Annotated in this window: 22 protein-coding genes; 13 read left to right on the top strand and 9 right to left on the bottom strand. The window is 69.4% G+C overall.

Annotation, left to right across the window (positions count from 1 at the left end):
• Window position 1 precedes the first annotated feature (1 nt).
• The 4 genes from FZ033_RS07140 to FZ033_RS07125 all read right to left on the bottom strand — a co-directional run bounded on the left by FZ033_RS07140 (window position 2) and on the right by FZ033_RS07125 (window position 3809).
• Window positions 2-475, bottom strand: coding sequence for a hypothetical protein (locus tag FZ033_RS07140; protein WP_149575474.1), 474 nt, complete (start codon window positions 473-475; stop codon window positions 2-4).
• Between the two features lie 196 nt (window positions 476-671).
• Window positions 672-1940 carry an MFS transporter gene (locus FZ033_RS07135; protein WP_149575473.1) on the bottom strand — a complete coding sequence of 423 codons (1269 nt, stop codon included), beginning with the start codon at window positions 1938-1940 and terminating at the stop codon, window positions 672-674.
• 280 nt (window positions 1941-2220) lie between these two features.
• Entirely contained in the window at window positions 2221-2733 is a 513-nt protein-coding gene (locus FZ033_RS07130; RefSeq protein ID WP_188079364.1) for a Spy/CpxP family protein refolding chaperone, read from the bottom strand.
• Between the two features lie 155 nt (window positions 2734-2888).
• Window positions 2889-3809, bottom strand: coding sequence for a metallophosphoesterase family protein (locus FZ033_RS07125; protein WP_149575471.1), 921 nt, complete (start codon window positions 3807-3809; stop codon window positions 2889-2891).
• A 205-nt stretch (window positions 3810-4014) separates the two neighbouring features.
• Between FZ033_RS07125 and FZ033_RS07120 the strand changes: the two genes are divergently transcribed.
• Together FZ033_RS07120 and fae are read left to right on the top strand one after the other, a co-directional pair.
• Window positions 4015-5250, top strand: a complete 1236-nt coding sequence (locus FZ033_RS07120; RefSeq protein WP_149575470.1) for a glycoside hydrolase 5 family protein — start codon at window positions 4015-4017, stop codon at window positions 5248-5250.
• Between the two features lie 148 nt (window positions 5251-5398).
• The gene (gene fae / locus FZ033_RS07115) at window positions 5399-5908 is read left to right on the top strand and encodes a formaldehyde-activating enzyme (RefSeq protein ID WP_149575469.1); all 510 of its coding nucleotides are present in this window, start codon (window positions 5399-5401) and stop codon (window positions 5906-5908) included.
• An 80-nt stretch (window positions 5909-5988) separates the two neighbouring features.
• Here the strand turns inward: fae and FZ033_RS07110 are convergent, their stop codons facing one another.
• On the bottom strand, window positions 5989-6246 hold the full coding sequence (locus tag FZ033_RS07110) for a hypothetical protein (protein WP_149575468.1): 258 nt from the start codon (window positions 6244-6246) through the stop codon (window positions 5989-5991).
• An 822-nt stretch (window positions 6247-7068) separates the two neighbouring features.
• Between FZ033_RS07110 and FZ033_RS07105 the strand changes: the two genes are divergently transcribed.
• Together FZ033_RS07105 and FZ033_RS07100 are read left to right on the top strand one after the other, a co-directional pair.
• Window positions 7069-8175, top strand: a complete 1107-nt coding sequence (locus tag FZ033_RS07105) for a glycosyltransferase family 2 protein (protein WP_188079363.1) — start codon at window positions 7069-7071, stop codon at window positions 8173-8175.
• A complete protein-coding gene (locus tag FZ033_RS07100) occupies window positions 8172-9791 on the top strand; it encodes an ArnT family glycosyltransferase (protein ID WP_149575466.1) in 1620 nt (539 codons plus the stop codon). The genes FZ033_RS07105 and FZ033_RS07100 overlap by 4 nt, the downstream gene beginning before the upstream one ends.
• Window positions 9792-9861: 70 nt before the next feature.
• Here the strand turns inward: FZ033_RS07100 and FZ033_RS07095 are convergent, their stop codons facing one another.
• Window positions 9862-10185, bottom strand: coding sequence for a DUF3618 domain-containing protein (locus tag FZ033_RS07095; RefSeq protein ID WP_149575465.1), 324 nt, complete (start codon window positions 10183-10185; stop codon window positions 9862-9864).
• Between the two features lie 175 nt (window positions 10186-10360).
• Window positions 10361-11044: a GntR family transcriptional regulator gene (locus tag FZ033_RS07090; protein WP_232847370.1), complete on the bottom strand. Its 684-nt coding sequence runs from the start codon at window positions 11042-11044 to the stop codon at window positions 10361-10363.
• 211 nt (window positions 11045-11255) lie between these two features.
• Here FZ033_RS07090 and madL point away from each other — a divergent pair, with 211 nt between their 5' ends.
• Genes madL through FZ033_RS07045 form a run of 9 tightly spaced genes read left to right on the top strand, consistent with a single transcriptional unit; the run spans window position 11256 to window position 18596 of the window.
• Window positions 11256-11681, top strand: coding sequence for a malonate transporter subunit MadL (gene madL, locus FZ033_RS07085; protein ID WP_149575463.1), 426 nt, complete (start codon window positions 11256-11258; stop codon window positions 11679-11681).
• Between the two features lie 9 nt (window positions 11682-11690).
• Complete coding sequence (gene madM, locus FZ033_RS07080) at window positions 11691-12455, top strand: malonate transporter subunit MadM (RefSeq protein WP_149575462.1); 765 nt, start codon at window positions 11691-11693, stop codon at window positions 12453-12455.
• Window positions 12456-12460: 5 nt separating this feature from the next.
• The gene (gene mdcA / locus FZ033_RS07075; RefSeq protein ID WP_149575461.1) at window positions 12461-14164 is read left to right on the top strand and encodes a malonate decarboxylase subunit alpha; all 1704 of its coding nucleotides are present in this window, start codon (window positions 12461-12463) and stop codon (window positions 14162-14164) included.
• 10 nt (window positions 14165-14174) lie between these two features.
• A complete protein-coding gene (gene mdcC / locus FZ033_RS07070; protein WP_149575460.1) occupies window positions 14175-14492 on the top strand; it encodes a malonate decarboxylase acyl carrier protein in 318 nt (105 codons plus the stop codon).
• Window positions 14489-15367, top strand: a complete 879-nt coding sequence (locus FZ033_RS07065; protein ID WP_149575459.1) for a biotin-independent malonate decarboxylase subunit beta — start codon at window positions 14489-14491, stop codon at window positions 15365-15367. Before mdcC ends, FZ033_RS07065 begins: the two co-directional genes overlap by 4 nt.
• 1 nt (window position 15368) lies before the next feature.
• Window positions 15369-16133 (top strand): biotin-independent malonate decarboxylase subunit gamma, encoded by a 765-nt coding sequence (gene mdcE, locus FZ033_RS07060; protein WP_232847369.1) that lies wholly within the window; start codon window positions 15369-15371, stop codon window positions 16131-16133.
• Window positions 16120-16824, top strand: a complete 705-nt coding sequence (gene mdcG, locus FZ033_RS07055) for a malonate decarboxylase holo-[acyl-carrier-protein] synthase (RefSeq protein WP_149575458.1) — start codon at window positions 16120-16122, stop codon at window positions 16822-16824. Before mdcE ends, mdcG begins: the two co-directional genes overlap by 14 nt.
• Window positions 16821-17669, top strand: coding sequence for a triphosphoribosyl-dephospho-CoA synthase MdcB (gene mdcB, locus FZ033_RS07050; protein ID WP_149575457.1), 849 nt, complete (start codon window positions 16821-16823; stop codon window positions 17667-17669). The genes mdcG and mdcB overlap by 4 nt, the downstream gene beginning before the upstream one ends.
• Before the next feature lie 9 nt (window positions 17670-17678).
• Window positions 17679-18596 (top strand): ACP S-malonyltransferase, encoded by a 918-nt coding sequence (locus tag FZ033_RS07045; RefSeq protein WP_149575456.1) that lies wholly within the window; start codon window positions 17679-17681, stop codon window positions 18594-18596.
• A gap of 20 nt (window positions 18597-18616) precedes the next feature.
• Here FZ033_RS07045 and FZ033_RS07040 read toward each other — a convergent pair whose 3' ends face one another.
• Window positions 18617-20185, bottom strand: a complete 1569-nt coding sequence (locus tag FZ033_RS07040) for a fumarate hydratase (RefSeq protein WP_149575455.1) — start codon at window positions 20183-20185, stop codon at window positions 18617-18619.
• 125 nt (window positions 20186-20310) lie between these two features.
• Window positions 20311-21300, bottom strand: a complete 990-nt coding sequence (locus FZ033_RS07035) for an MBL fold metallo-hydrolase (protein ID WP_149575454.1) — start codon at window positions 21298-21300, stop codon at window positions 20311-20313.
• Window positions 21301-21307 lie beyond the last annotated feature (7 nt).

Genomic DNA, 21307 nt, shown 5'->3' with positions numbered 1-21307 from the left:
ATTATTCCGCAGAGGCTTCCGTGGTGGGGCTGCGAGGCTTGGTCTTGGCGCGGCGGGAGGCGACCTGCGACTTGTCCCCGCCCGCGCTCACGAACTCGCACCACATGGTCTGCACGCCGGCGAGCGAGCCGCGGAACGAGCCGGGGCCGGTCTTCACCAGATCGAAGCAGGGCTCGAAGGTCATGCCCTTCACGAAGCCGCACACGTTATCGCCGCGCACGCGCAGGGTGTTGGCCGGCAGGCGGACAAAGCGCGGCTCCTTGTCGGGCATGGTGATCATGCCGGCGACGGAGCCGTCGGGATAGATCCGCCCCGCGCCCTTCGATCCCTCGAAGCAGCTGAAGGAGAACATCTTGCCCACCGCGAAATCCCGCGCCTGCTGGGCGGAGAGCTGCTGGCCGGAATTCTGCTGGGCCAAGGCCGGGCCACTGGCGAATGCGGCAAAGCCCAAGGCCGCGAAAAGGATGCTGCGCATGGCTCGTTCGCGAATACCTGTTTGATCCCTACCACGTTGCGCAGAGACCGCGGGTTGTTGTCAAGAGTCCGGAACAGCAGGGGAACACCCGAGGCGCCCGCCGTGTCGGATTTCGCCGGGACCGTGCCTTCCATGTCGCGGAAAGGCCCGGCCCGGCGTTAGGACTTAGGTCACCAGCGTGCCCGAACTGTGGCGGCTAGGCCGCCACACGCACCCGCGCCACCGGGCGCTCCTTGATGGGCAGGTTGATGGCGGCGGAGGCGAACGACAGCGCCACCGAGAGCCACCACACCCAGCTGTAGGAGCCCGTCGCCACATAGAGCATGCCGCCCAGCCACACGCCGAGGAAGCCGCCCACCTGGTGGGAGAAGAAGGCGAAGCCGTACAGCATGGCCATGTACCGGGTGCCGAACATGAGCATCACCAGGCCCGAGGTGGGCGGCACGGTGGAGAGCCACAAAAAGCCCATGGCCGCGCCGAACACGTAGCAGCTGAGCGGCGTGATGGGCATGAGCACGAACACGGCGATGGCCACGCCCCGCCCCGCATAGATCCACGCCAGCAGCCACTTGCGCGACACCCGGCTGGACAGGTAGCCCGCCGTGAGCGAGCCGAGGATGTTGAACAGGCCGATCAGCGCCAGCGTGTAGGCGCCCACCGACAGGCTCACGCCGTTGTCCACCAGGAAGGCCGGCATGTGCACGGTGATGAAGGCGAGCTGGAAGCCGCAGGTGAAGAAGCCGAGCACCAGCATCACGTAGCTCGGATGCCGCAGCGCCTCGCCGATGGCGGCGCCGATGCCCTGCTGCGGTGCCGATGCCGCTACGCCCGAACTGGCCGCGCCGGATTTGGCCGCAGCCACGCCACGGGTCGCCAGCGCCAGCGAGAACGGCATGACGATGAGCAGCGCGGCGCCGAACACGATCAACGTCTCGTGCCAGCCGATGGTATCCATCAGCGCCCGGCTGAGGGGCGGGAACAGGAACTGGCCGAACGAGCCCGCCGCCGTCGCCGCGCCGAAGCCGATGGACTTCCATTCGTCGGGCAGCAGCTTGCCGAAGGCGGCCAGCACCAGGTTGAACGAGGCGGCGGACAGGCCGAAGCCCACCATGATGCCGGCGGTGAGATGCAGCATGCCGGGGGTGGTGGCATAGGACATCAGCACCAGGCCGGCGGCATAGAGCAGCGCGCCGCAGCACATCACCCGCACGGTGCCGAAGCGATCGGCGATGGCGCCGGCGAACGGCGAGCCGAGGCCCCAGAGCAGGTTCTGCAGCGCCACCGCGAGGCCGAACACGTCACGCCCCCAGCCGAATTCCTGCGACATGGGCAGCAGGAACAGGCCGAACACCGAGCGCGGGCCGAAGGTGATGAGGGCGATGACGCAGCCGGCGACCAGGATGAGCATGGCCGGAAGCGCGCGCCGCGCGCCGGGAGGCGCCGGCATCGAGGACGTGGCAGACATGGAAAAACTCGCTGTGCGGCGCCGGGGGGCACCTTTCACAGCCAGTCTACGGATTTGCCGGCCCTATTGAAAATCAATATTGATCAACCGATCCATGAAGGATGCTCATGGAAGGCCGACCGGCGATGGCCGGTGGAGGGTCCACCGGCCATCGCTCGGAGCCTGTTTGGAACTTCAAAAGGGCATAACCGCAATTACCGCCGTCATGGCCGGGTCAAGCCCGGCCATGACGATCGTAGCGAACTTCCAGGCCAACTCGCGAGACTCAGGGCGCCAGCACTCAGCCCCGGCGCGGGCCATCGCCGTGCGGGCCGTGGCCACCGTGGCCGCCGCCCTGGAACTGCTGGCGCAGCATCAGGTTGAGGCGCTGCTTCTGGCCATCGTCCAGGGTCTTGTAGAGCGGGTCGGCGGCGTCGGCGATCTTGCGCAGGTCGGTGGCGCTGGCGTCCATGCGGGTGGCCATGGCGCGCATGCGGGCGATGGGATCGGGCGCTGTGTTGGCTTCGCGGGCGGCTTGGCGGGCGGCGCGGGCTTCGTCGCGTCGGGCCGCGCGGTCCTTCGACACCTGCTTCAGCGTGGCCTCGACGCCGGGCCAGAGCTTCTCCTGGTCGGGGGTCAGCTTGAGCGCGGTCTTCAGGGCGACGATGCGCGCGTCGGTAAGGATGGCGCGATCCTCGGCGCTGGGATGCCAGCGGCCGCCGGTGTCGGGGCCGGCGTTGGAATTGGCGGCGAAAGACACCGCCGAGCCGGCGATAAGCGCAGCGGCAGTGGCGGCAATGACGGCGCGTTTCATATGCAGTCCTCCTTCAAGGGGCGAAGGAAGCATCGGTCCGCAGCCGCTCGCGGGCAACTTAAAGTTCTGTAATCAGCCTTCAGTTACAAGTCGTTACGCCGGCTCTTGCACGGTCACATCCACGCCGTTTCACCGGCACGATTTCGCCATGACTTTTAAGACGCCTGCCTCTCCCCGACGAGCACCTGACGCGTCAGAGACTGGACGCTCGCAACGTCCTTAGCGTAGCCGCGCCGCTCCATGTCGCAGCGCCACGCGCCGGGGGCACCGGAGATGCGGTAGAGGCAATAGCCGCCGGGGCCGCGCTCCGATGCGGGCCCGGCCGAGGCGGAAGGCACGCCCACCACCGGGATCGGCCCGGCATCGGTCGTGATCTGGCCGAGGGAGGCGCGATGGTCGTGGCCGTGCAGCACCAGTTCCGCCCCCGCCTCCGCCAGCACCGCGCGCACCTTGGCGGCGTCGCGCAGGTCGCGGTGGAACGGCCGCTCGCCCACCGGCGGATGGTGGATCATCACCACCCGGAACAGGCCCTCCGCCTTCAGCCGCTCCAGCAGGGCCTTCAGCCGCGCCCGCTGCGCGCGGCCCATCTCGCCGCTGGCGAGGAACACGGCGGTGGGCACGGCGGTGGAGACGCCCACCACCGCCACCGGCCCGCGCCGGCGCACATAGGGAAAGGCCTCCACGTCCACCGGGGTGTGGGGGTGGGTGTCGTCGCCGGCGAGGAACGGCGCCCAATGCTCCAGGTGATAGTGCATGGCCGAGCGCACATAGGCGTCGTGGTTGCCGGGCACCACGCTCACCTTGTCCGGCGCGCCGAGGGAGGCGAGGAAGGTGGCGCCGGTATCGAATTCCGCCGGCAGGCTCACGTTCACCAGGTCACCGGTGACGCAGATATGGTCCGGCGCCTGGGCCAGCATGTCGGTGATGAGCGGCGCCAGGGTGGAAGCGCCGAAATTGCGCCGCCGCGCGCCGATCCAGTTCATCATGCCGAAGAAGCGCTTGCCCAGAAGCTCGGAGATCCGCGCCTCGGGGATGGGGCCGAGGTGGGGATCGGAGAGATGGGCCAGCACGTACATGCGGAAAACCTCAGCTTCTGCCGCGAACGCCGGCCTTATAGCAGATCGCCCGCCCGGTTCACCCGCCTGCCGCCGCGGCCCTCACTTTCGGGGAAGGAGGGGGCCGGCGCGGGAGCGCCGACAATAAGTTGATGTTGCCGCCACGGTCCTGCACCCTTCATGGTGCAGTGCAGCTGCCAAGGTTTTCAATGCGAGTCTGGTTCCCGTGCGTCGTGCCCTCCTCCTCGCGCTCAGCGCGTTCCTGATGTCGTCCTCCCTCCATGCCGCGCAGGTGAGCGTGCGCGGCGCCGAGATCGTCGTGGACGGCAAGCCCTTCATTCCCAACGGCGCCAGCGGCGAGGCCCGCTTCAGCGATCTGAAGGCCCTCGGCGCCACCGTGGTGCGCACCTACGGGCAGGAACCGGGGGAAATCCTCGATGCCGCCCAGCGCGCCGGGCTGAAGGTGATCGTCGGCTTCTGGCTCGGCCATCCGCGCCTCGGCTTCGACTATGCCAACCGCACCGCCGTGACCCAGCAGCTGGAGACGCTGCGCCACATGGTGGAGCGCTATCGCACCCATCCGGCGCTGCTCATGTGGGGCATCGGCAACGAGGTGGAGGTGGATCTCTCCCCCGAGGAGGCCATGGCGGTGTGGCCCGCCATCGAGGAGGCGGCCAAGCTCGCCAAGACCCTGGACGGCCAGCACCCCACCATGGCGGCCCTCGCCGAGGTGGGACAGGACAAAGCGGCGCTCATCAAGCGCCACGCGCCCAGCATCGACGTCATCGGCATCAACGGCTATGGCGACGGCCTGCTCACCTCGGCCAAGCGCGCGCGGGCGCAGGGCTGGACCGGGCCGGTGATGCTCACCGAGATGGGCGCGCAGGGCCACTGGGACGCCCCCACCGCGCCGTGGGGCGCGCCGTTGGAGCCCACCTCCTCGCAGAAGGCCGATCGCGTGCGGCGCTACCTGCTCACGGCCAAGCAGGCGGGGGTTGGGGCCATACCCTTCCTGTGGGGCCACAAGCAGGAGATCACCCCCACCTGGTATTCCCTGCTGCTGCCCACCGGCGAATGGACCGAGACGGTGGAAGTGATGGCCGCCATCTGGGGCGGCACGCCGCCGGGCGGAACCAACCATGCCCCGCGCATCCTCGCCCTCACCTTCGCCGGGCCATCGCGCTTCGCCGCCGACGGCGACACCCATGTGCGCATCGCCGCCACCGATCCCGACGGCGATTCCCTGAAGGTGGAATGGCAGGTCATGGCCGAGACCACCGTGCGCAGCGTCGGCGGCGATCCCGAGCCGGTGCCTCCGAGCTTTCCCGAGGCCATCCACGAGCCCCATCCGGACGGGGTCCGCATCGCCGGCCTGCCGCCGGGCCGTTACCGCGTGTTCGTCACCGTGCGCGACGGCCGCGGCGCCGCCGCCACCGGGAACCTGCCGTTCGAAGTGCTGTAGGGCGGTTCCGGCGCGCGCCAAGCAACAATCCAGGCACTGAACGGGCGACAAACGCTGGCCCGGGAGCGGTCAGGTTATTGCATGAAAAGGCAAATAGCCCCGGCCATGCCGGCCCCTTTTCAGCACGTTGCGTATTTTTGGAGGTTTCATGCCGAAGATCGATCGCCTGATGGTGGGCGAGGCCCTGGTGGGCGAGGGCAACGAGGTGGCCCATATCGACCTCATCATGGGCCCGCGCGGCTCCTCCGCCGAGACCGCGTTCGTGACCGCCCTGACCAACAACAAGGACGGCTTCACCACCCTGCTCGCAGTGGTGGAACCCAACCTTCTGGCCAAGCCCGCCACCGTGCTGTTCAACAAGGTGACCATCAAGGACGCCCGCCAGGCGGTGCAGATGTTCGGCCCGGCGCAATATGCGGTGGCCAAGGCGGTCACCGACTGCGTGGCCGAGGGCATCATTCCGGTGGAGGAAGCCGACGATGTCTTCATCTGCGTCGGCGTCTTCATCCACTGGGATGCGAGCGACAATGCGAAGATCCAGGCCTTCAACCACGAGGCCACCCGCCTTGCCATCATGCGGGCGGTGAGCGGCACGCCCCGTCCGGCGGACGTGCTGGCGCAGAGCGCGAGCGCACGCCACCCCTTCGCCGCCGACTGACGGGCACGCGGCCGACCGACCGCCCAAACGAAAGATGGCGCCCGGCCCGCCGGCCGGACGCCATCCTGGAATACCCGCCGTCAGCCCTTGATCTGGGCGACGAGATCCTTGGCGAACCAGGCGCCGGTGCCCGCGAGCACGGCCCCGAACACGAACGCCAGCGCCGGCCAGTGTGCAGCAGCAAGGCAAAGGCCCATGAGGAGGCCGGAGGCCGCGCACGAAAAGGCAACGACGAGAACCGCAGCGCTCTGACGCGCCGTATCATCACCTGCGGCGATGCTCCTCGCCGCAACACGTCCAATGGGCCGGCGTGGACGACCGTTGGTTTCGAATGTCACAATATCCCTCCCGCGCCCCGTCGTTCCGGGAGCATTTGTTGGAGCGGGAGTAAAGCAGAAAACCCGGCGGACGACACCCTCTTCCTTGGTCGGGGGGTAATATATTCTTCCCGCACTGCGGTAAAGGAGGGCGAGCCGCCTGCTGCACTGCACTGTCTGAGCGCTCTTCTGCATCGTTTCGGAAGAGAAGCCCTAGCCTTGGCGCCATAGCCTGCGTGATCGTCGCACCATGCCCCTACGGGGCGGCCCCTTGTTGCCACGCCTTTTTATCGATACGCCCTTGCGGGGAGCCGTCTTCAACACCCGCTCGCAGCAGGTCTTTTTGTATTGCGCACGCTGCATCACAGACAGAACAGTATTCCGCATCACCACGCCGGATCGGCAAGAGAATCGACCGCGCCGGCCCTCGATCCAGCCACGCCTTGTAAGGTGCCTGTAAGCTTGGCTGCCTAGTGGTTCGACAGCGCCAGATGGAATCCATCTGTCGCGAGCAGGTCGAACCACCAGGTTCGCCCATGGCCTGGGATGGCGAGTGAAACCGGGACTGAGTGTCGGGGCAGGCTGCACCATCGCAGATGTCATGTACCAGCATACCGGAATACGCGTCGAAAGTTGCTGAAAATTACCGTCCACACCCGTCGCACACTTCCATTTCTCCCGGCAAATGCTCCAGACAGCGCGGATGATGTACAAGAAAAACAACGCCATCGAAGTGAACGACGACCGCATCGGCACCGCGCCCGTGGTCCATGCGCCCCGCCAGTCCTTCGGCACGGCCGGGGCACTGCCATGAACCCATACGTTTCTCCCCCGCAGGCCGGCATGGGTGTCATTGCAGTGCCTCCGGCCGTGCCGGAACTCTCGGTCATCGTCCCCACCTTCAACGAGCGCGACAATGTCGAGGCCCTGTTCGGCCAGCTTGAGGCGGCATTGGAGACTGTCGCCTGGGAAGCCATCTTCGTGGACGACGATTCCCCCGATGGCACGGCCGAGACCGTCCGCGCCATCGGAGCGCGCGATGGGCGCGCCCGCTGCATCCGCCGCGTGGGACGGCGCGGTCTTGCCGGCGCCTGCATCGAGGGCATGCTGGCCGCCCAGGCGCCCGTGGTCGCCGTGATCGACGCCGATCTGCAGCATGATGCCTCCGCACTGCGGACCATGCTGGAACGCATCCGCGCCGGCGCCGACCTGGTGGTGGCGAGCCGCTACATGGAAGGCGGCAACGCCGACGCCTTCGACCGGCAGCGCGGCTGGCTGAGCCGCACCGCCACCACCATGGCCAAATGGCTGCCCGGCGTCTCCACCACCGACCCCATGAGCGGCTTCTTCATGATCCGCCGCGAGGCGGTCGAGGCGCGCGCCCCGCACCTGTCGCGGCACGGCTTCAAGATCCTGCTGGACATCATGACCACCTGCGGCCAGCCGCTGGCGTGCGTGGACGTGCCGTTCACGTTCGGGGCGCGGCAGGCGGGCGAGAGCAAGCTCGACCGGCGGACCATCCTGGATTTCCTCGCCCTGCTCGCCAGCAAGGGCATCGGCGCCACCATCTCGCCCCGCTTCCTGTGGTTCTCCGCAGTGGGGGGCCTGGGCCTGCTGCTCCACCTCGCGGTGCTGAAGGGCGCGCTTGCGGCCGGCCTCGCCTTCGCCGGCGCGCAGGCCATCGCCACGCTTTGCGCCATGACCTCGAACTTCGCGCTCAACAATGCCCTCACCTATCGCGACCGCCGGGTCCACGGCTGGCGCATCGTGCCGGCGCTGGCCAAGTTCTACGCCATCTGCGGCGCCGGGGCGGTGGCCAATGTGGGGGTGGCGAGCTGGGTCTTCTGGGGCGGCTCGCGCTGGTGGGCGGCGGGCGTCGCCGGCTCGCTGATCGGCGCGGTCTGGAACTACGCCATGAGCACCGCCCTGGTCTGGGGAGCCGACGAATGACGCATGCGGTGCCGGCGGCGACGCCGGTTGCGGGGGCAGCCCTGAACCCGACTTTGGACGCTTCCCTGGACACCCCCTGCCCGGCTTCCACAACCGGCCTTGCCAAGGCGCTGCCGCGCCGCATCTCGCCCGCGATCGCCCTGCTGGCGATCCTTGTGGGCGCGACGGTTCTGCGGATCGCGTTCGCAGCCGCCACGGGCCTCGGCAACGACGAATCCTACACCGTGGTCACCAGCCGCGCCGTGGCCATGAGCTATTTCGACCACCCGCCCATGGCGTGGTGGCTGGCACGCCTCTCGGCGTGGCTCATGGGATCCGAGGCGCCGGCGGTGGTGCGTGCGCCGTTCCTCGTCTTCTCGGCGCTCTCGACTTTCCTGATGTACCGGCTCACCACCCGCCTGTTCGATCCGTGGGCGGGGGTGCTGGCGGCGCTGATGATGGCGTGCGCGCCGGTATTGGGCGTCACCAGCGCCAGCTGGGTGCTGCCGGATGGGCCGCTGATCGCCTTCCTGCTCGCCGCCACGCTGGTGCTGGCGCGGGTGCTGTTCGAGCCCGATGCCCATCCGGCGGGCTGGCTGCTGGCGGGGCTGCTCGGCGGCCTTGCCATGCTGTCCAAGTATCATGGCGTGTTCTTCTTCGCCGGCACGGTCCTGTTCCTGCTCACCAGCCCGCGCCACCGCTTCTGGCTCGGCCGGGCGTGGCCCTATGCGGGTGCGCTGGTGGCGCTGGCGGTGGTATCGCCGGTGGTGATCTGGAACATCCAGAACGACTTCATCTCGCTCAGCTTCCAGGCCAGCCGGGCGGCGGCGGCGCGGTTCCAGCCGGTGATGCCGCTGGTGGTGATCGGCGGCATCGCCCTGTTCCTCACGCCGTGGATCTGGGTCGGGCTGGTGGCCGCTGCCGTGCGGGCGGTGCGCGCCCATCTACGTTCACCGCGTGGGCCGTCGCGCCGCGCGGCGCGCTCCTGGCTGCTGGTGTGCATTGGCTGCGGCCCGATGCTGCTGTTCCCGCTGGTGGCGGCGTGGTCGCCGGCGAAGCCCTTCTTCCACTGGGCAGCGCCCGGCTACCTGATGCTCTTCCCCCTGCTCGGGCACTTGATGGCGCAGCGCTGGCCGCGCCATCCGGCGACACGGCGCTGGGCTTTCGGCTCGGCCATTTTCGTGGCCACGGTGATGGTGGCCGTGATGGTGCTGGCGCAAGTGCCGACGCTGGCCGCCTATGGCCCGGGCACGCCCCGCGATCCGCTGCGGGAGCTTGCCACCTGGAGCGACCTTGCGAGCGCCTTCCAGCAGCAGGGCCTGACCCTGGAACGCACGCCGTTCGTGGTGTCGCGCATCTGGCACGAGGGCGGCAAGGTCGGCTACGCGCTGGGGGACGGCTGGCCCATCGCCTGCATCGGCGACGACTGCCGCGGCTTCCGCGTCACTCACGTGGAAGAGGACCATGTGGGAGACGATGCCATCATCGTGGTGCCGGCACCGGCGCGACCCGAGGATCTGGCGCAGATCCGAAGCCATTTCACCCGGCTGGAGCCCCTCGCCACCATCGACCTGCGCCATGCGGGCGCGGCCGTGGGGACGGTCTCGATCCTGATCGGGCGCCGCTACAGCCGCTAGGCCGGCGCCCGGATGCAAAAAGGCCCCGCACACGGCGGGGCCTTCGGGTCGAAACCGGACGGCGGAGGGCTCAGCGCCGCGAGCCGCTGGCCAGGATATAGCCGGCGGCAAAACCCACCAGAAGCCCTATCACGCCAGCGGACGACAGCACCGCCGCGGCCGTGCCGGGATTGTCGCCGATGGCCTCGGACACGGCGTGGGCCTGCCGGCGGACCGTCTTGGCCGCGCCATTGGCCCGCGCCTTCACGGTCTCGAACGCATCCTCGGCCTCTTCGGCGGCGTCCGACGCCCGCGACTGGAGCGACTTGCTGAGGCGGCCCATCTCGTTCCTCAACTCGATGATCTGCGCCTCGATGGTCGCACGGGTGTCCTGGGCGAGATTTGAGTCGGCCATAATCGTTCATCCTCGATGAATGCATGCTGCCATGGCGCGAGAGCCTGACCACGACTGCGAGGAAAAACGTTGCGCTGGGTCAATCGTTCCACGAGATGGCGCCATCTGGTCGCGCCGCTCGAAAGCCAGCGCGCCCGGCGCGCGGAGGCGATCCCTGGCCCCGCCGTAGCGAGGTCTATTGCGCCGCCCGCTTGCAGGCCTCCAGGGAGGCGACGAGGTCCGCGAAGCGCTCGCCCTGCACCACCACATGGGCTTTGAGCAGAGCCGAGGCCGCATCGGCGTCGCCCGCCATGATCGCCTTCACGATGGCCTCGTGCTCCTCGAACGACTTGCCGATGCGCGAGCGCACGCGCAGCTGCAGGCGGCGATACGGCCGCAGCCGACGTTGCAGCACCCGCGCCTGATCGATCAGGAACTGGTTCTGGCTGGCGTTGTAGATGGCGAAGTGGAAATCCTCGTTCAGCCGGAAATAGGCGTCCGGATCCTTGGCCTCGCAGGCCTGCCTGCAGGCTTCGTGGGCCGCGAGGATGGCCTGGTGGTCGGCTTCCGTCCCCCGGCGCGCGGCAAGGCGCGCGCACATGGCCTCAAGCTCGGCCATCACCTCGAACATCTCGCACAGCCGGTTGGCGGGGATCTCGGCGACCACCCATCCCTTGCGCTGGCGCTTCTCGATGAAGCCCGCCGCCCCGAGCTGGATCAGCGCTTCCCGCGCCGGCGTGCGTGACACGTTGAAGGCGGCGGCAAGCTCCACCTCATCGAGGCGCGCACCGGGCCCGTAGGCGCCGGTGACGATCTGCTCCTCGACATCTTCCCGCAGCTGCTCCGAAAGGCTGCTGGGGTGCACTGGTCCGCTGTCCACGGGCATCGAATCCCAAAAAAACGTCTTTTGCATAGATACACCTTGACACCAAATTCTCAATGACGTTCTCTGTATACAGAAATCGCATCATAAGAATGCGTAACAGAGTCATCGGCGTACCATAACTGCCCCGACAGGATTCGTGGGCCGGCGCCGAGGCACGGTGGGCTGTGATCGCCTGACCGAAATGAAGGCAGAGGGAGGAACATCGATGGTCATTTTTGGAACCGCCTTGCTGGCGGCGTGCTACCTCGCGGGCATATGGGTGGGCGAGGCGATCGCGGTGCTCATCGGCGTCAAGGCCAATGTGGGCGGCGTCGGCATCGCCATGATCTTTCTCATCGCCGCCCAGCACTTTCTCAAGAAGAAGGGCCTGTTCCCGGCCGAGACCGAGAAGGGCGTGGTCTTCTGGGCGATGATGTACATCCCCGTGGTGGTGGCCATGGCCGCGACGCAGAACGTGGTCGTCGCCATCAAGGGCGGTCCCATCGCCCTCCTCAGCGCCGTGGGCTCCTTCCTGCTGTGCTTCGGCGTGGTGGCGCTGATCAACCGCTCCATGCAGCGAAACGCGCCGCCGGATGAGGCTGACGCAGCCGCCGGCCTCGTCGCCGCCCCCGAAGCCCTCAAGTCCCGGTAGGAGCGCGCCATGCTGCACATGCTGGAAAAGACCATCGCCGACAATCCGCTGATCACCGCCTTCGCCTTCGTCGGCGTGGTGATCTGGGTGTCGAACCAGATCGGCCGCCACCTGACCGGCGGGCGCGTGGCGGGCTCCGCCATCGCGGTGCTCGGCGGACTGGCGCTCGCCTATTGGGGTGGCGCCGTGACCGGCAAGGCCAAGGGCCTTGCGGACATCGCCACCTTCAGCGGCCTCGCCCTCATGGGCGGCGCCATGATGCGGGACTTCACCATCGTCGCCACCGCCAGCGAGGTCCATGTGGACGAGGCGAAGAAGGCCGGCTGGCTCGGCGTCGTGGCGCTGCTGCTCGGCACCGTGCTGCCCTTTGCCGTCGGGGTGATCGTGGCCTGGTCGTTCGGCTACACCGATCCCATCGCGCTCACCACCATCGGCGCCGGGGCGGTCACCTACATCGTCGGGCCCGTCACCGGGGCGGCCATCGGCGCCTCGTCGGATGTGATGGCCCTCAGCATCGCCACCGGGGTGGTGAAGGCCATCATGGTGATGGTGTTCACCCCCGTCTTCGCCCGCTTCATGGGGCTGAAGACGCCGCAGTCGGCCATGGTGTTCGGCGGGCTCGCCGGTACGGTGAGCGGGGTCAGCGCCGGCCTTGCCGCCACCGACCGCAAGCTCGTGCCCTACGGCGCGCTGGTGGCCACCTTCCACACCGGCCTCGGCTGCCTCCTCGGCCCCTCCGTCCTCTATCTCGCCGTCAAGGCCATCACCTGGTGACCGGAATGCTGCAACAGACCGCGCCCGCAAGCGCCACATCTTGCGCCCCGTCTTCCGCACCCGCCGCGCGGGACTGGAACACGCAGGCCCGCAACCGGGAGGCGCGCCTCGAGCGCGCCGCCCCCCTCGCCCGAGGCAAGGTGGTCAATAGCGCCGACGCGGCGGCGCTGCTGGAGGCCATCCTGGAGACCGGCGACCGCGTCTGCCTGGAGGGCAACAACCAGAAGCAGGCGGATTTTCTCGCCAAGGTGCTGGCGGGGCTCGATCCCGCCCGGGTGAACGGCCTGCACATGGTGCAGTCGGTGCTCGCCCTGCCGGAGCATCTCGACGTGTTCGAGAGCGGGGTCGCGTCCCGGCTGGATTTCTCCTTCTCCGGGCCGCAGGGCGCGCGGCTCGCCCGGCTGGTGTCGGGCGGGCAGATCGCCATCGGCGCGATCCACACCTATCTCGAATTGTTCAGCCGCTATTTCGTGGACCTCACCCCGCGCGTCAGCCTCGTCTGCGCCCAGGCGGCGGACCGCAACGGCAATCTCTATACCGGCCCCAATACCGAGGATACGCCGGTCATCGTCGAGGCCACCGCCTTCAAGCGCGGCATCGTCATCGCCCAAGTGAACGAGCTGGTGGATACCCTGCCGCGGGTGGACATCCCCGCGGACTGGGTCGACTTCGTCATACCGAGCCCGAAGCCCCATTACATCGAGCCGCTGTTCACCCGCGATCCGGCGCAGATCTCCGACATCCAGGTGTTGATGGCCATGATGGCCATCAAGGGCATCTATGCGCCCTACGAGGTCAACCGGCTCAACCACGGCATCGGCTTCGACACCGCCGCCATCGAGCTGATCCTGCCCACCTATGCCGAAAGCCTCGGCCTCAAGGGCAAGATCTGCCGCCACTGGGCGCTGAACCCGCATCCGGCGCTGATCCCGGCCATCGAGGCGGGCTTCGTGCAATCGGTGCATTCGTTCGGCTCCGAGCTGGGCATGGAAGCCTATATCCGCGCCCGGCCGGACGTGTTCTTCACCGGCCCGGACGGCTCCATGCGCTCCAACCGGGCCATGTGCCAGGCGGCGGGCCACTATGCCTGCGACCTCTTCATCGGCTCGACCCTGCAGATCGACCTCGCCGGCAACAGCTCCACGGCGACGCTCGGGCGCATCGCCGGCTTCGGCGGCGCGCCCAACATGGGGGCGGATGCCCGCGGCCGGCGCCATGCCAGCCCCACCTGGCTCAAGGCGGGACGCGAGGCGCGGGCGGGGCGCAACCTGGTGCCGCGCGGGCAGAAGCTGGTGGTGCAGATGGTGGAGACCTATCGCGAGCACATGCAGCCGGCCTTCGTCGAGACGCTGGATGCCTTCGCCCTCGCCGAGAGCGCCGGCATGGACCTGCCGCCGGTGATGATCTACGGCGAGGATGTCACCCACATCCTCACCGAGGAGGGCATCGCCAACCTCCTGCTCTGCCGCACCGACGAGGAGCGCGAGCAGGCGATCCGCGGCGTGGCGGGCTACACCCCGGTGGGGCTCGGCCGCGACAAGCGCGCAGTGGAGAATCTGCACGACCGCGGCATCATCCTGCGGCCCGAGGACCTCTGCATCGACAAGCGCAGCGCGACGCGCGACCTGCTCGCCGCGCGCTCCATCAAGGACCTCGTGCGGGCGTCAGGCGGGCTCTACGACCCGCCCAAGCGCTTCCGCAACTGGTGAGGAGACACCCATGGAACGGCTGACCTTCACCTATGCCGGCGGACGACCGGCCACGCGCAACGCCAAGGCCACCCTGGCCGGCGTCGTCGGCTCCGGCAATCTGGAAGTGCTGGTGGAACCGGTGGCGCAGGATGGCGCCATGACCATCGAGATCACCACCGCCGCGGTGGGCTTCGGCCGCATCTGGCAGGCGGTGATGGACGATTTCTTCGCGCGGCACGGCCTCGGCGACCTGCGCATCTCCATCAACGACGTGGGCGCGACGCCGGCGGTGGTGTCGCTGCGGCTCGACCAGGCGATCGAGACCTATCTGGGAGGCGGGCAATGACCAGCTATTACGAGGCGAGCGCCCGCGAGCGCGTCGCCGGCCTTCTGGACGCGGGCTCGTTCATCGAGATCCTGCCGCCGCAGGAGCGGGTCATGAGCCCGCATCTGCTTCAGCTCGACACCCCCGCGGCCTTCGACGACGGCATCGTGGTGGGCGAGGGCCGTCTTGATGGACGCCCCATTCTGGTGGCGGCCCAGGAGGGCGGGTTCATGGGCGGGGCGGTGGGGGAGGTGCACGGCGCCAAGCTCACCGGCCTGCTGGAGCGGGCGCTGGACACCCGCCCTGCCGGCGTGATCCTGCTGGTGGAATCCGGCGGCGTGCGCCTGCACGAGGCCAATGCCGGCCTCATTGCCGTGTCCGAGATCATGCGCGCGGTGCTCGCCTTGCGCGGCGCCGGGGTGCCGGTGATCCTGCTCGATGGCGGACAATTCGGCTGCTTCGGCGGCATGGGCATCGTCGCCCGGCTGTGCGACGCCGTCATCATGAGCGAGGAAGGCCGGCTCGGCCTGTCCGGCCCGGAGGTGATCGAGACCACCTGCGGGGTGGAGGAGTTCGATTCCCGCGACCGCGCCTTGGTCTGGCGCACGGTGGGCGGCAAGCACCGCTACCTGCTGGGCGAGGCGGCCGAGATCGTCGCCGACGACATGGCCGCCTTCCGCGCCGCCGCCATCGCGGCGCTGGAGCACGCCCGGCCCGACCTGTCGCTGGCCGCGCTGGAGGCCGAGCATGCCGGCCTCGGCGCCCGCATCACGCGCTTCGGCGCCTGCCGTGACGCGCTCGACATCTGGCGCGACCTCGGCTTCGAGGCGCCGGACCGCCTGCCTTTGCTGGAAGCCGACGCATTCCGGGCGCTCGCCGCCGGACGGAGGGCCTGACATGGATACGCAAACTCTGGACACGCAAACTCTGGACACGCAACCCCTGGACGCGCAGACCCTGGACGCCGAAACCCTGTTCGACCGCCTATTTCCGGACGGCCACGCCATCACCCGTGACGGCCTGTTCTTCTCCGGCACTGGCACCAGCGCGGGCCAGACCGTCGCGGTGATCGGCAGCGTGGATGCCGCCCCCATCGGCGTCGAGCTTGCCTTCCGCATGGCGGGCGAGGTGCTCGCCATCGTGCGCGACCATCCCGGCCGGCCCATCCTGCTGCTGGTGGACACCCAGGGCCAGCGCCTCAGCCATCGCGACGAGCTTTTGGGTATCAACGGCTACATGGCGCACCTCGCCAAGTGCCTTGCGCTTGCCCGCAACACTGGCCATCCCATCCTCGGCCTCGTCTGGTCGCAGGCGGTGAGCGGCGGCTTCCTCGCGAGCAGCCTGTTCTCCGACCGCTGCTTCGCGCTGAAGGAGGCCGAGGTGCGGGTGATGAACCTGCCCGCCATGTCGCGCATCACCAAGATCCCGCTGGAGCGGCTGGAGGAGCTGAGCAAGACCTCGCCGGTGTTCGCCCCCGGGGTGGAGAACTACTGGCGCATGGGCGCCATCGAGGCCCTGTGGAGCGGCGACCTCGCCCGGGAGCTGGCTGCGGCCCTCTCCACCCACGACACCGCCGACCAGCGCCGCGCCCGCGGGGCGGAGCGGGGCGGCCGCAGGCTCGCCCTCGACGTGGCCGAGCGGGTGCGCCATGGCGCCCCGTGATCCGGCGCCCGTCCCTCCACAGGTGCGGCGCCACGACCGGGTCTGGCTCGCCGCACACTGGCGGGAGGCCCTCGCCTTCCCGCTGCCCGCGGCCGAGGCGCCCGTGGTCGCCGACTGGATCGCCGCCGGCCGGCCGCTGGTCGCCGCCAGGCCGGTCTCCACCGATCCCGAGGACGGCATCCGCCTCGGCCTCGCCTTGCCCGGCCGGCGCCGGGTCGGGCTGGTGGTCGAGGCCGGCGCCATCGGCGCAGTCGCACCGCCCCTGACGCTCGATGCGGCAGCAGCGCTCGCGCCGGCGTCCTGGCGCGGCCCACTTCGGGACCTCGCCGCCCAGCTGGACGCGGCGGGCCTCGGCCCCCGCGTGTTCGGCTCCCTCGCCTGGCACGCTCTGGCGTGCGACGGCATGGAGGGGCGCGATACGGGCTATCTCACCGCCGCGTCGGACGTGGACCTGCTCCTGTTCCCCGCCGATGCCGCCGCCTGCATCGCGGCCGGACGGCTTCTCGAGGGCTTCGGCACAGCCCATCCGGCCCCACGGCTGGACGGCGAGTTCGTGCTGCCGGATGGCGGCGCCGCGGCGTGGCGAGAAGTCCTTGCCGGGCCGGAGCGTGTCCTGGTCAAGCACCTGCGCAGTCTCGCGCTTCGTTCCACGGCGGAGCTGTTCGTCACCAGCGGACAGGAGGCGGCATGAGGCATGTGCGCGAGATCGGCGCGGCATCGCGCCTGTCGCTGTCCATCGGCCGGCGCGCCGTCGCGGCCCTGCACCAGGAACTGGTGCTTTATCCCAAGCCGGGGCTTGTGAGCCTCGTGGACAACGGCGCCCATGACGACATGGACGCCGTCACCTTCCTGCGCAGCCTGTTCGCCTTGCGCCGCTATTTCCAGGACATCGCGGACGCGGGCATGGGCGCTGCCCCGTTCAACGAATTGCAGCGCCTCGGCATCGCCGCCGAAACCCGCATGCTGAAGGCGACGGGCGGCATCAACACCCATCGCGGCGCCATCTTCTGTATCGGCCTGCTCGCCGCCGCCGCCGGCTTCCGGGTGGCGCGCGGCCTGAGCCTCGCGCCCGACGCCCTCGTGGGCACCGTGCTGGACCAGTGGGGCGATGCCATCGCGGCCGCCGCCGGAGCCGCGCCCGCGAGCCACGGCCGGCGGATGGTCGCCCGCTTCCGGGCGCGCGGGGCGCGGGAAGAGGCGCTCGCGGGCTTTCCGACCCTCATGGCGGTGGCCCTGCCGGCGCTGAAGGACACGTTCGCCCGCCTGGGCTGTGCCGAGCGGGCCCGGGTCCAGAGCCTCTTCGCCGTCATGGCGCGGCTCGACGACACCAACCTCCTCCATCGCGGCGGCGCGGACGGGCTCGCCTTCGTGCGCGCGCAGGCCTCAGCCTTTCTGGAAGCCGGCGGCGTTGCGGCCCCGGACTGGCGCGCACGGGCGCTCGGCCTGCACCACGCGTGCATCGCGCGGCACTTGTCGCCGGGCGGAAGCGCCGACATCCTCGCGGCGGCGATCTTCGTCCAGTCGCTGGACCCGTGAGGCGGCAGGATGACGCTCGCCATTCTCTGCCCCGGCCAGGGCGACCAGACCCCCGGAATGCTCGACCTGCTGCGCGGATCGCCGGGGGCGAAACCCCTGCTCCATGTCCTCGCAGAGGTGATCGGGCACGATCCCCTGACCCTTCCGCCCGACCTGTGCCACGCCAACGCCATCGCCCAGCCGCTGGTGTGCACCATCGCCCTCGCCACCTTCGCCCTGCTGCGGGATCATATTCCCGAGCCGGCGGTGTTCGCGGGCTACAGCGTGGGCGAGCTTGCGGCCCACGGCTGCGCCGGGGCCTTGGCTCCTGAGGCGGTGGTGCGGCTGGCCCGCCAGCGCGCTGAACTCATGGATGCGGCCAGCGCCGAGCCCGGCGGCCTGTGCGCGGTGCGCGGGCTCGACCGGGCGACGCTCGCGGCCCTGTGCCGGCGGACCGGCTGTTTCATCGCCATTGTCAACGGTGAGGACCGCTTCATCGCCGGCGGCCGCACGGCGGACCTCGCCGCCCTGGAGCATGCGGCCGAGGTGAAGGGCGGCAAGGCGACGGCCCTGTCCATCGCCATCGCCTCCCACACGCCCCTCATGGAGCCGGCACGCGAGCCATTCCGCGCGCGGCTGCTGGAGGCCGCCTGGCAGGCCCCGACCGCCCCGGTGCTGGCCGGCGTGTCAGGCGCCGCCGTGCGCAACCGGGCCAAGGCCATCGAGGCGCTGGCCACCCAGATCGACCACCCCCTCGACTGGGCCGCCTGCCTCGACGCCATCGATGAACGGCGCTGCACCGTCCTGCTGGAGCTGGGGCCGGGCAGCGGCCTGTCGCGCATGGCCCGCGAACGCCTGCCGCACCTTCAGGCGCGTGCCGTGTGCGAATTCGCCAGCATCTCCGGCGTGGCCTCCTGGGTCCGCCAGCATCTGGCCGACGCGGAGTAGGCCCGGGAGGCGGCTCCCGCTCAGGGCTGCCCGGCGATCCGCTCCCGCCAGAGTGCCGGCCCAAGGGTGTGGATGGACTGGCCCTCGGCGCTCACCGCCACCGTCACCGGCATGTCCTCCACCTCGAACTCGTAGATGGCCTCCATGCCGAGGTCTTCGAAGGCCACCACCCGCGCCGCCTTGATGGCCTTGGAGACGAGATAGGCCGCCCCGCCCACGGCGACGAGATAGGCCGCCTTGTGCCGGGCGATGGCCGCGATCGCCTCCGGCCCCCGTTCCGCCTTGCCCACCATGGCGAGAAGGCCGGTGCCGAGGATGGCGTCGGTGTAGCGATCCATGCGGGTGGAGGTGGTGGGGCCGGCCGGGCCCACCGCCTCGTCCCCCACCGGGTCCACCGGCCCGACATAATAGATGACGCGGCCTTCGAGGCTGACCGGCAGGGGCGTGCCGGCCTTCAGCATGTCGATGAGGCGCTGATGGGCGGCGTCGCGGCCGGTGAGCATACGGCCGGAGAGCAGCAGCTTCTGCCCCGGCGTCCAGGAGGCGACCTCCGCCCGCGTCAGCCCATCGAGACTGACCCGGCGGGCGCTGCCGTCGGCGGCGTCCAGCACGATCTGCGGCCAGGCCGAAAGATCCGGCGGATCGAGCCGCACCGGCCCCGAGCCATCGAGCACGATGGTGGCGTGGCGGTTGGCGGCGCACTGGGGAATGAGCGCCACAGGTTTCGAGGCCGCATGGGTGGGGAAGGTGGCGATCTTCACGTCGACCACTGTGGTGAGGCCGCCGAGGCCCTGGGCGCCGATGCCCAGCGCGTTGATCTTCTCGTAGAGGGAGATGCGCATCTCCTCCAGCTTGCTGGAGGGACCGCGCGCGAGGAGATCGGTCATGTCGATCTCCTCCAGCAGCGCCTCCTTGGCGATCAGCATGGCCTTTTCCGCCGAGCCGCCGATGCCGAGGCCGATGACCCCCGGCGGGCACCAGCCCGCGCCCAGCTCCGGCACGGTCTTCAGCACCCACTCCTCCACGCTGGCGCCGGGATCCAGCGTCACGAACTTCGCCTTGTTCTCCGAGCCGCCGCCCTTGGCCGCCACCGTGATCTCCAGCGTGGCGCCCGGCACCAGCTCCACGTGCACCACCGCCGGGGCGTTGTCCCTGGTGTTACGCCGTTCGAACAGCGGGTCCCCCACCATGGAGGCGCGCAGGGGATTGGCCTCGTCCAGATAGGCGCGGCGCACGGCATCGTTGATGAGGTCGGCGAAGGGCCGGGCGCTGTCGATGCGCACCTCCATGCCCACCTTGGCGAACACCACCACGAGGCCGGTATCCTGGCAGATGGGCCGCCGCCCCAGCGCCGCCATGCGCGAATTCACGAGGATCTGGGCGATGGCATCGCGGGCCGCGGGGGAGGCCTCGCGCGCATGGGCGCGGGCGAGATGGGCGATGTAGTCCGCCGGATGGAAGAAGGAGATGTACTGGAGCGCATCGGCGACGCTCTGGACGATGTCGTCCTCGCGGATGACGGTTGCAGCGCCAACGGGGCGGACACCGGTGGAGCTGGCTTGGGCGGGGCGGACTTGGGCGGAGCACATGGCGCCTGGCTTTCCTTGTCGTGGGGATGGGGAGGCGGCAGGACGCCGCCTCCCCATCCGATCTCAGACCATCGGCCGCGTTGCTCGCGCACGGCCGCACGGGTCATGCGCACGCGCGCCCGGCCTCACATCTCCATCACCATGGGCGCCGGAAAATAGCGGAAGCCCTGCCCCTGCGCCGCCACATGGCCGAAGCCCGGCCAGGCGAAATGGTAGGCGATGAGGGGAATGCGGTTGGCCGCGAGCATGGACAGCACCTTCACCCGCGACTGGGCCGACTGCCTGGGGTCGGTGTCGTACATGAACTCGGTGAGCGGCTGCTCCAAGAGCAGCACCGGATGGTGGGCGAGGTCGCCGATGTAGCACAGCTGCTTGCCGCCGGAGCTGATCATGAACACGGTGTGCCCCACCGTATGTCCCGGCGCGGAGATGGACTGGATGCCGGGCAGGAATTCCTCCCCGTCCTTGAAGAACACCATGCGGTCGCGGTTGGGAACGAGGTTCTTGCGCGCCTGCTCCAGAAAGGCCTTCAGGTTCGGCCCCACAGTCTTCTCGTCGGTCCAGTAATCGTAATCGGCCTGGGAGATATAATACTGGGCATTGGGGAAGTTGCGCGTGCCGTCCTCGGCCATGCAGCCCCCGCAATGGTCGATATGGGCATGGCTCATCACCACCGCGTCCACGTCCTTCGGATCGATGCCCGCCTGCTTGATGGAGGTCATCAGCTTGCCGGTGGTGGGGCCGAACAGCTTGGACGTGCCCATGCCGGTATCGAACACGATCAGCTTCTCGCCGGTGTTCAGCACCAGGATGTTCTGCTCCAGCACCGCGTTGGAGAGGGGCAGGAAGTTGGACGTGAGCTGCCGGTCCATCTCCGGGGCGGACAGGCCGGTGAAGTTGGCGTGGGGGTCGCCGAGCGGCAGCGTGCCGTCGGACACCACGGTGATCTCGCCGTCACCGAACTTGAAGCGGTAGAAATAGGGCGCCGGCTGGCCCACCAGCGGCGCCTTGGCGAAGGCAGGCGCAAGGCCCGTCCCCAGCGCAAGCGCGCCCACGGAAAGGGCGCCGCCCAGGAGCGCGCGCCGGCGTGTGATCAGCATCCTCGGATCGTTCATGTCTGTC

This window comes from Xanthobacter oligotrophicus, from assembly GCF_008364685.1.
Taxonomy (GTDB): domain Bacteria; phylum Pseudomonadota; class Alphaproteobacteria; order Rhizobiales; family Xanthobacteraceae; genus Xanthobacter; species Xanthobacter oligotrophicus.
The sequence above is the reverse complement of the archived record's forward strand: the minus strand, read 5'-3'. Positions and strand labels throughout refer to the sequence as shown.

What these genes read in the sequence shown, in the direction of transcription:
- FZ033_RS07140 (WP_149575474.1), bottom strand. Translation starts at nt 475, where the DNA reads ATGCGCAGCATCCTTTTCGCGGCCTTGGGCTTTGCCGCATTCGCCAGT.
- FZ033_RS07135 (WP_149575473.1), bottom strand. Translation starts at nt 1,940, where the DNA reads ATGTCTGCCACGTCCTCGATGCCGGCGCCTCCCGGCGCGCGGCGCGCG.
- FZ033_RS07130 (WP_188079364.1), bottom strand. Translation starts at nt 2,733, where the DNA reads ATGAAACGCGCCGTCATTGCCGCCACTGCCGCTGCGCTTATCGCCGGC.
- FZ033_RS07125 (WP_149575471.1), bottom strand. Translation starts at nt 3,809, where the DNA reads ATGTACGTGCTGGCCCATCTCTCCGATCCCCACCTCGGCCCCATCCCC.
- fae (WP_149575469.1), top strand. Translation starts at nt 5,399, where the DNA reads ATGCCGAAGATCGATCGCCTGATGGTGGGCGAGGCCCTGGTGGGCGAG.
- FZ033_RS07105 (WP_188079363.1), top strand. Translation starts at nt 7,069, where the DNA reads ATGGGTGTCATTGCAGTGCCTCCGGCCGTGCCGGAACTCTCGGTCATC.
- FZ033_RS07100 (WP_149575466.1), top strand. Translation starts at nt 8,172, where the DNA reads ATGACGCATGCGGTGCCGGCGGCGACGCCGGTTGCGGGGGCAGCCCTG.
- FZ033_RS07095 (WP_149575465.1), bottom strand. Translation starts at nt 10,185, where the DNA reads ATGGCCGACTCAAATCTCGCCCAGGACACCCGTGCGACCATCGAGGCG.
- madL (WP_149575463.1), top strand. Translation starts at nt 11,256, where the DNA reads ATGGTCATTTTTGGAACCGCCTTGCTGGCGGCGTGCTACCTCGCGGGC.
- madM (WP_149575462.1), top strand. Translation starts at nt 11,691, where the DNA reads ATGCTGCACATGCTGGAAAAGACCATCGCCGACAATCCGCTGATCACC.
- mdcA (WP_149575461.1), top strand. Translation starts at nt 12,461, where the DNA reads ATGCTGCAACAGACCGCGCCCGCAAGCGCCACATCTTGCGCCCCGTCT.
- mdcC (WP_149575460.1), top strand. Translation starts at nt 14,175, where the DNA reads ATGGAACGGCTGACCTTCACCTATGCCGGCGGACGACCGGCCACGCGC.
- FZ033_RS07065 (WP_149575459.1), top strand. Translation starts at nt 14,489, where the DNA reads ATGACCAGCTATTACGAGGCGAGCGCCCGCGAGCGCGTCGCCGGCCTT.
- mdcE (WP_232847369.1), top strand. Translation starts at nt 15,369, where the DNA reads ATGGATACGCAAACTCTGGACACGCAAACTCTGGACACGCAACCCCTG.
- mdcG (WP_149575458.1), top strand. Translation starts at nt 16,120, where the DNA reads ATGGCGCCCCGTGATCCGGCGCCCGTCCCTCCACAGGTGCGGCGCCAC.
- mdcB (WP_149575457.1), top strand. Translation starts at nt 16,821, where the DNA reads ATGAGGCATGTGCGCGAGATCGGCGCGGCATCGCGCCTGTCGCTGTCC.
- FZ033_RS07045 (WP_149575456.1), top strand. Translation starts at nt 17,679, where the DNA reads ATGACGCTCGCCATTCTCTGCCCCGGCCAGGGCGACCAGACCCCCGGA.
- FZ033_RS07040 (WP_149575455.1), bottom strand. Translation starts at nt 20,185, where the DNA reads ATGTGCTCCGCCCAAGTCCGCCCCGCCCAAGCCAGCTCCACCGGTGTC.
- FZ033_RS07035 (WP_149575454.1), bottom strand. Translation starts at nt 21,300, where the DNA reads ATGAACGATCCGAGGATGCTGATCACACGCCGGCGCGCGCTCCTGGGC.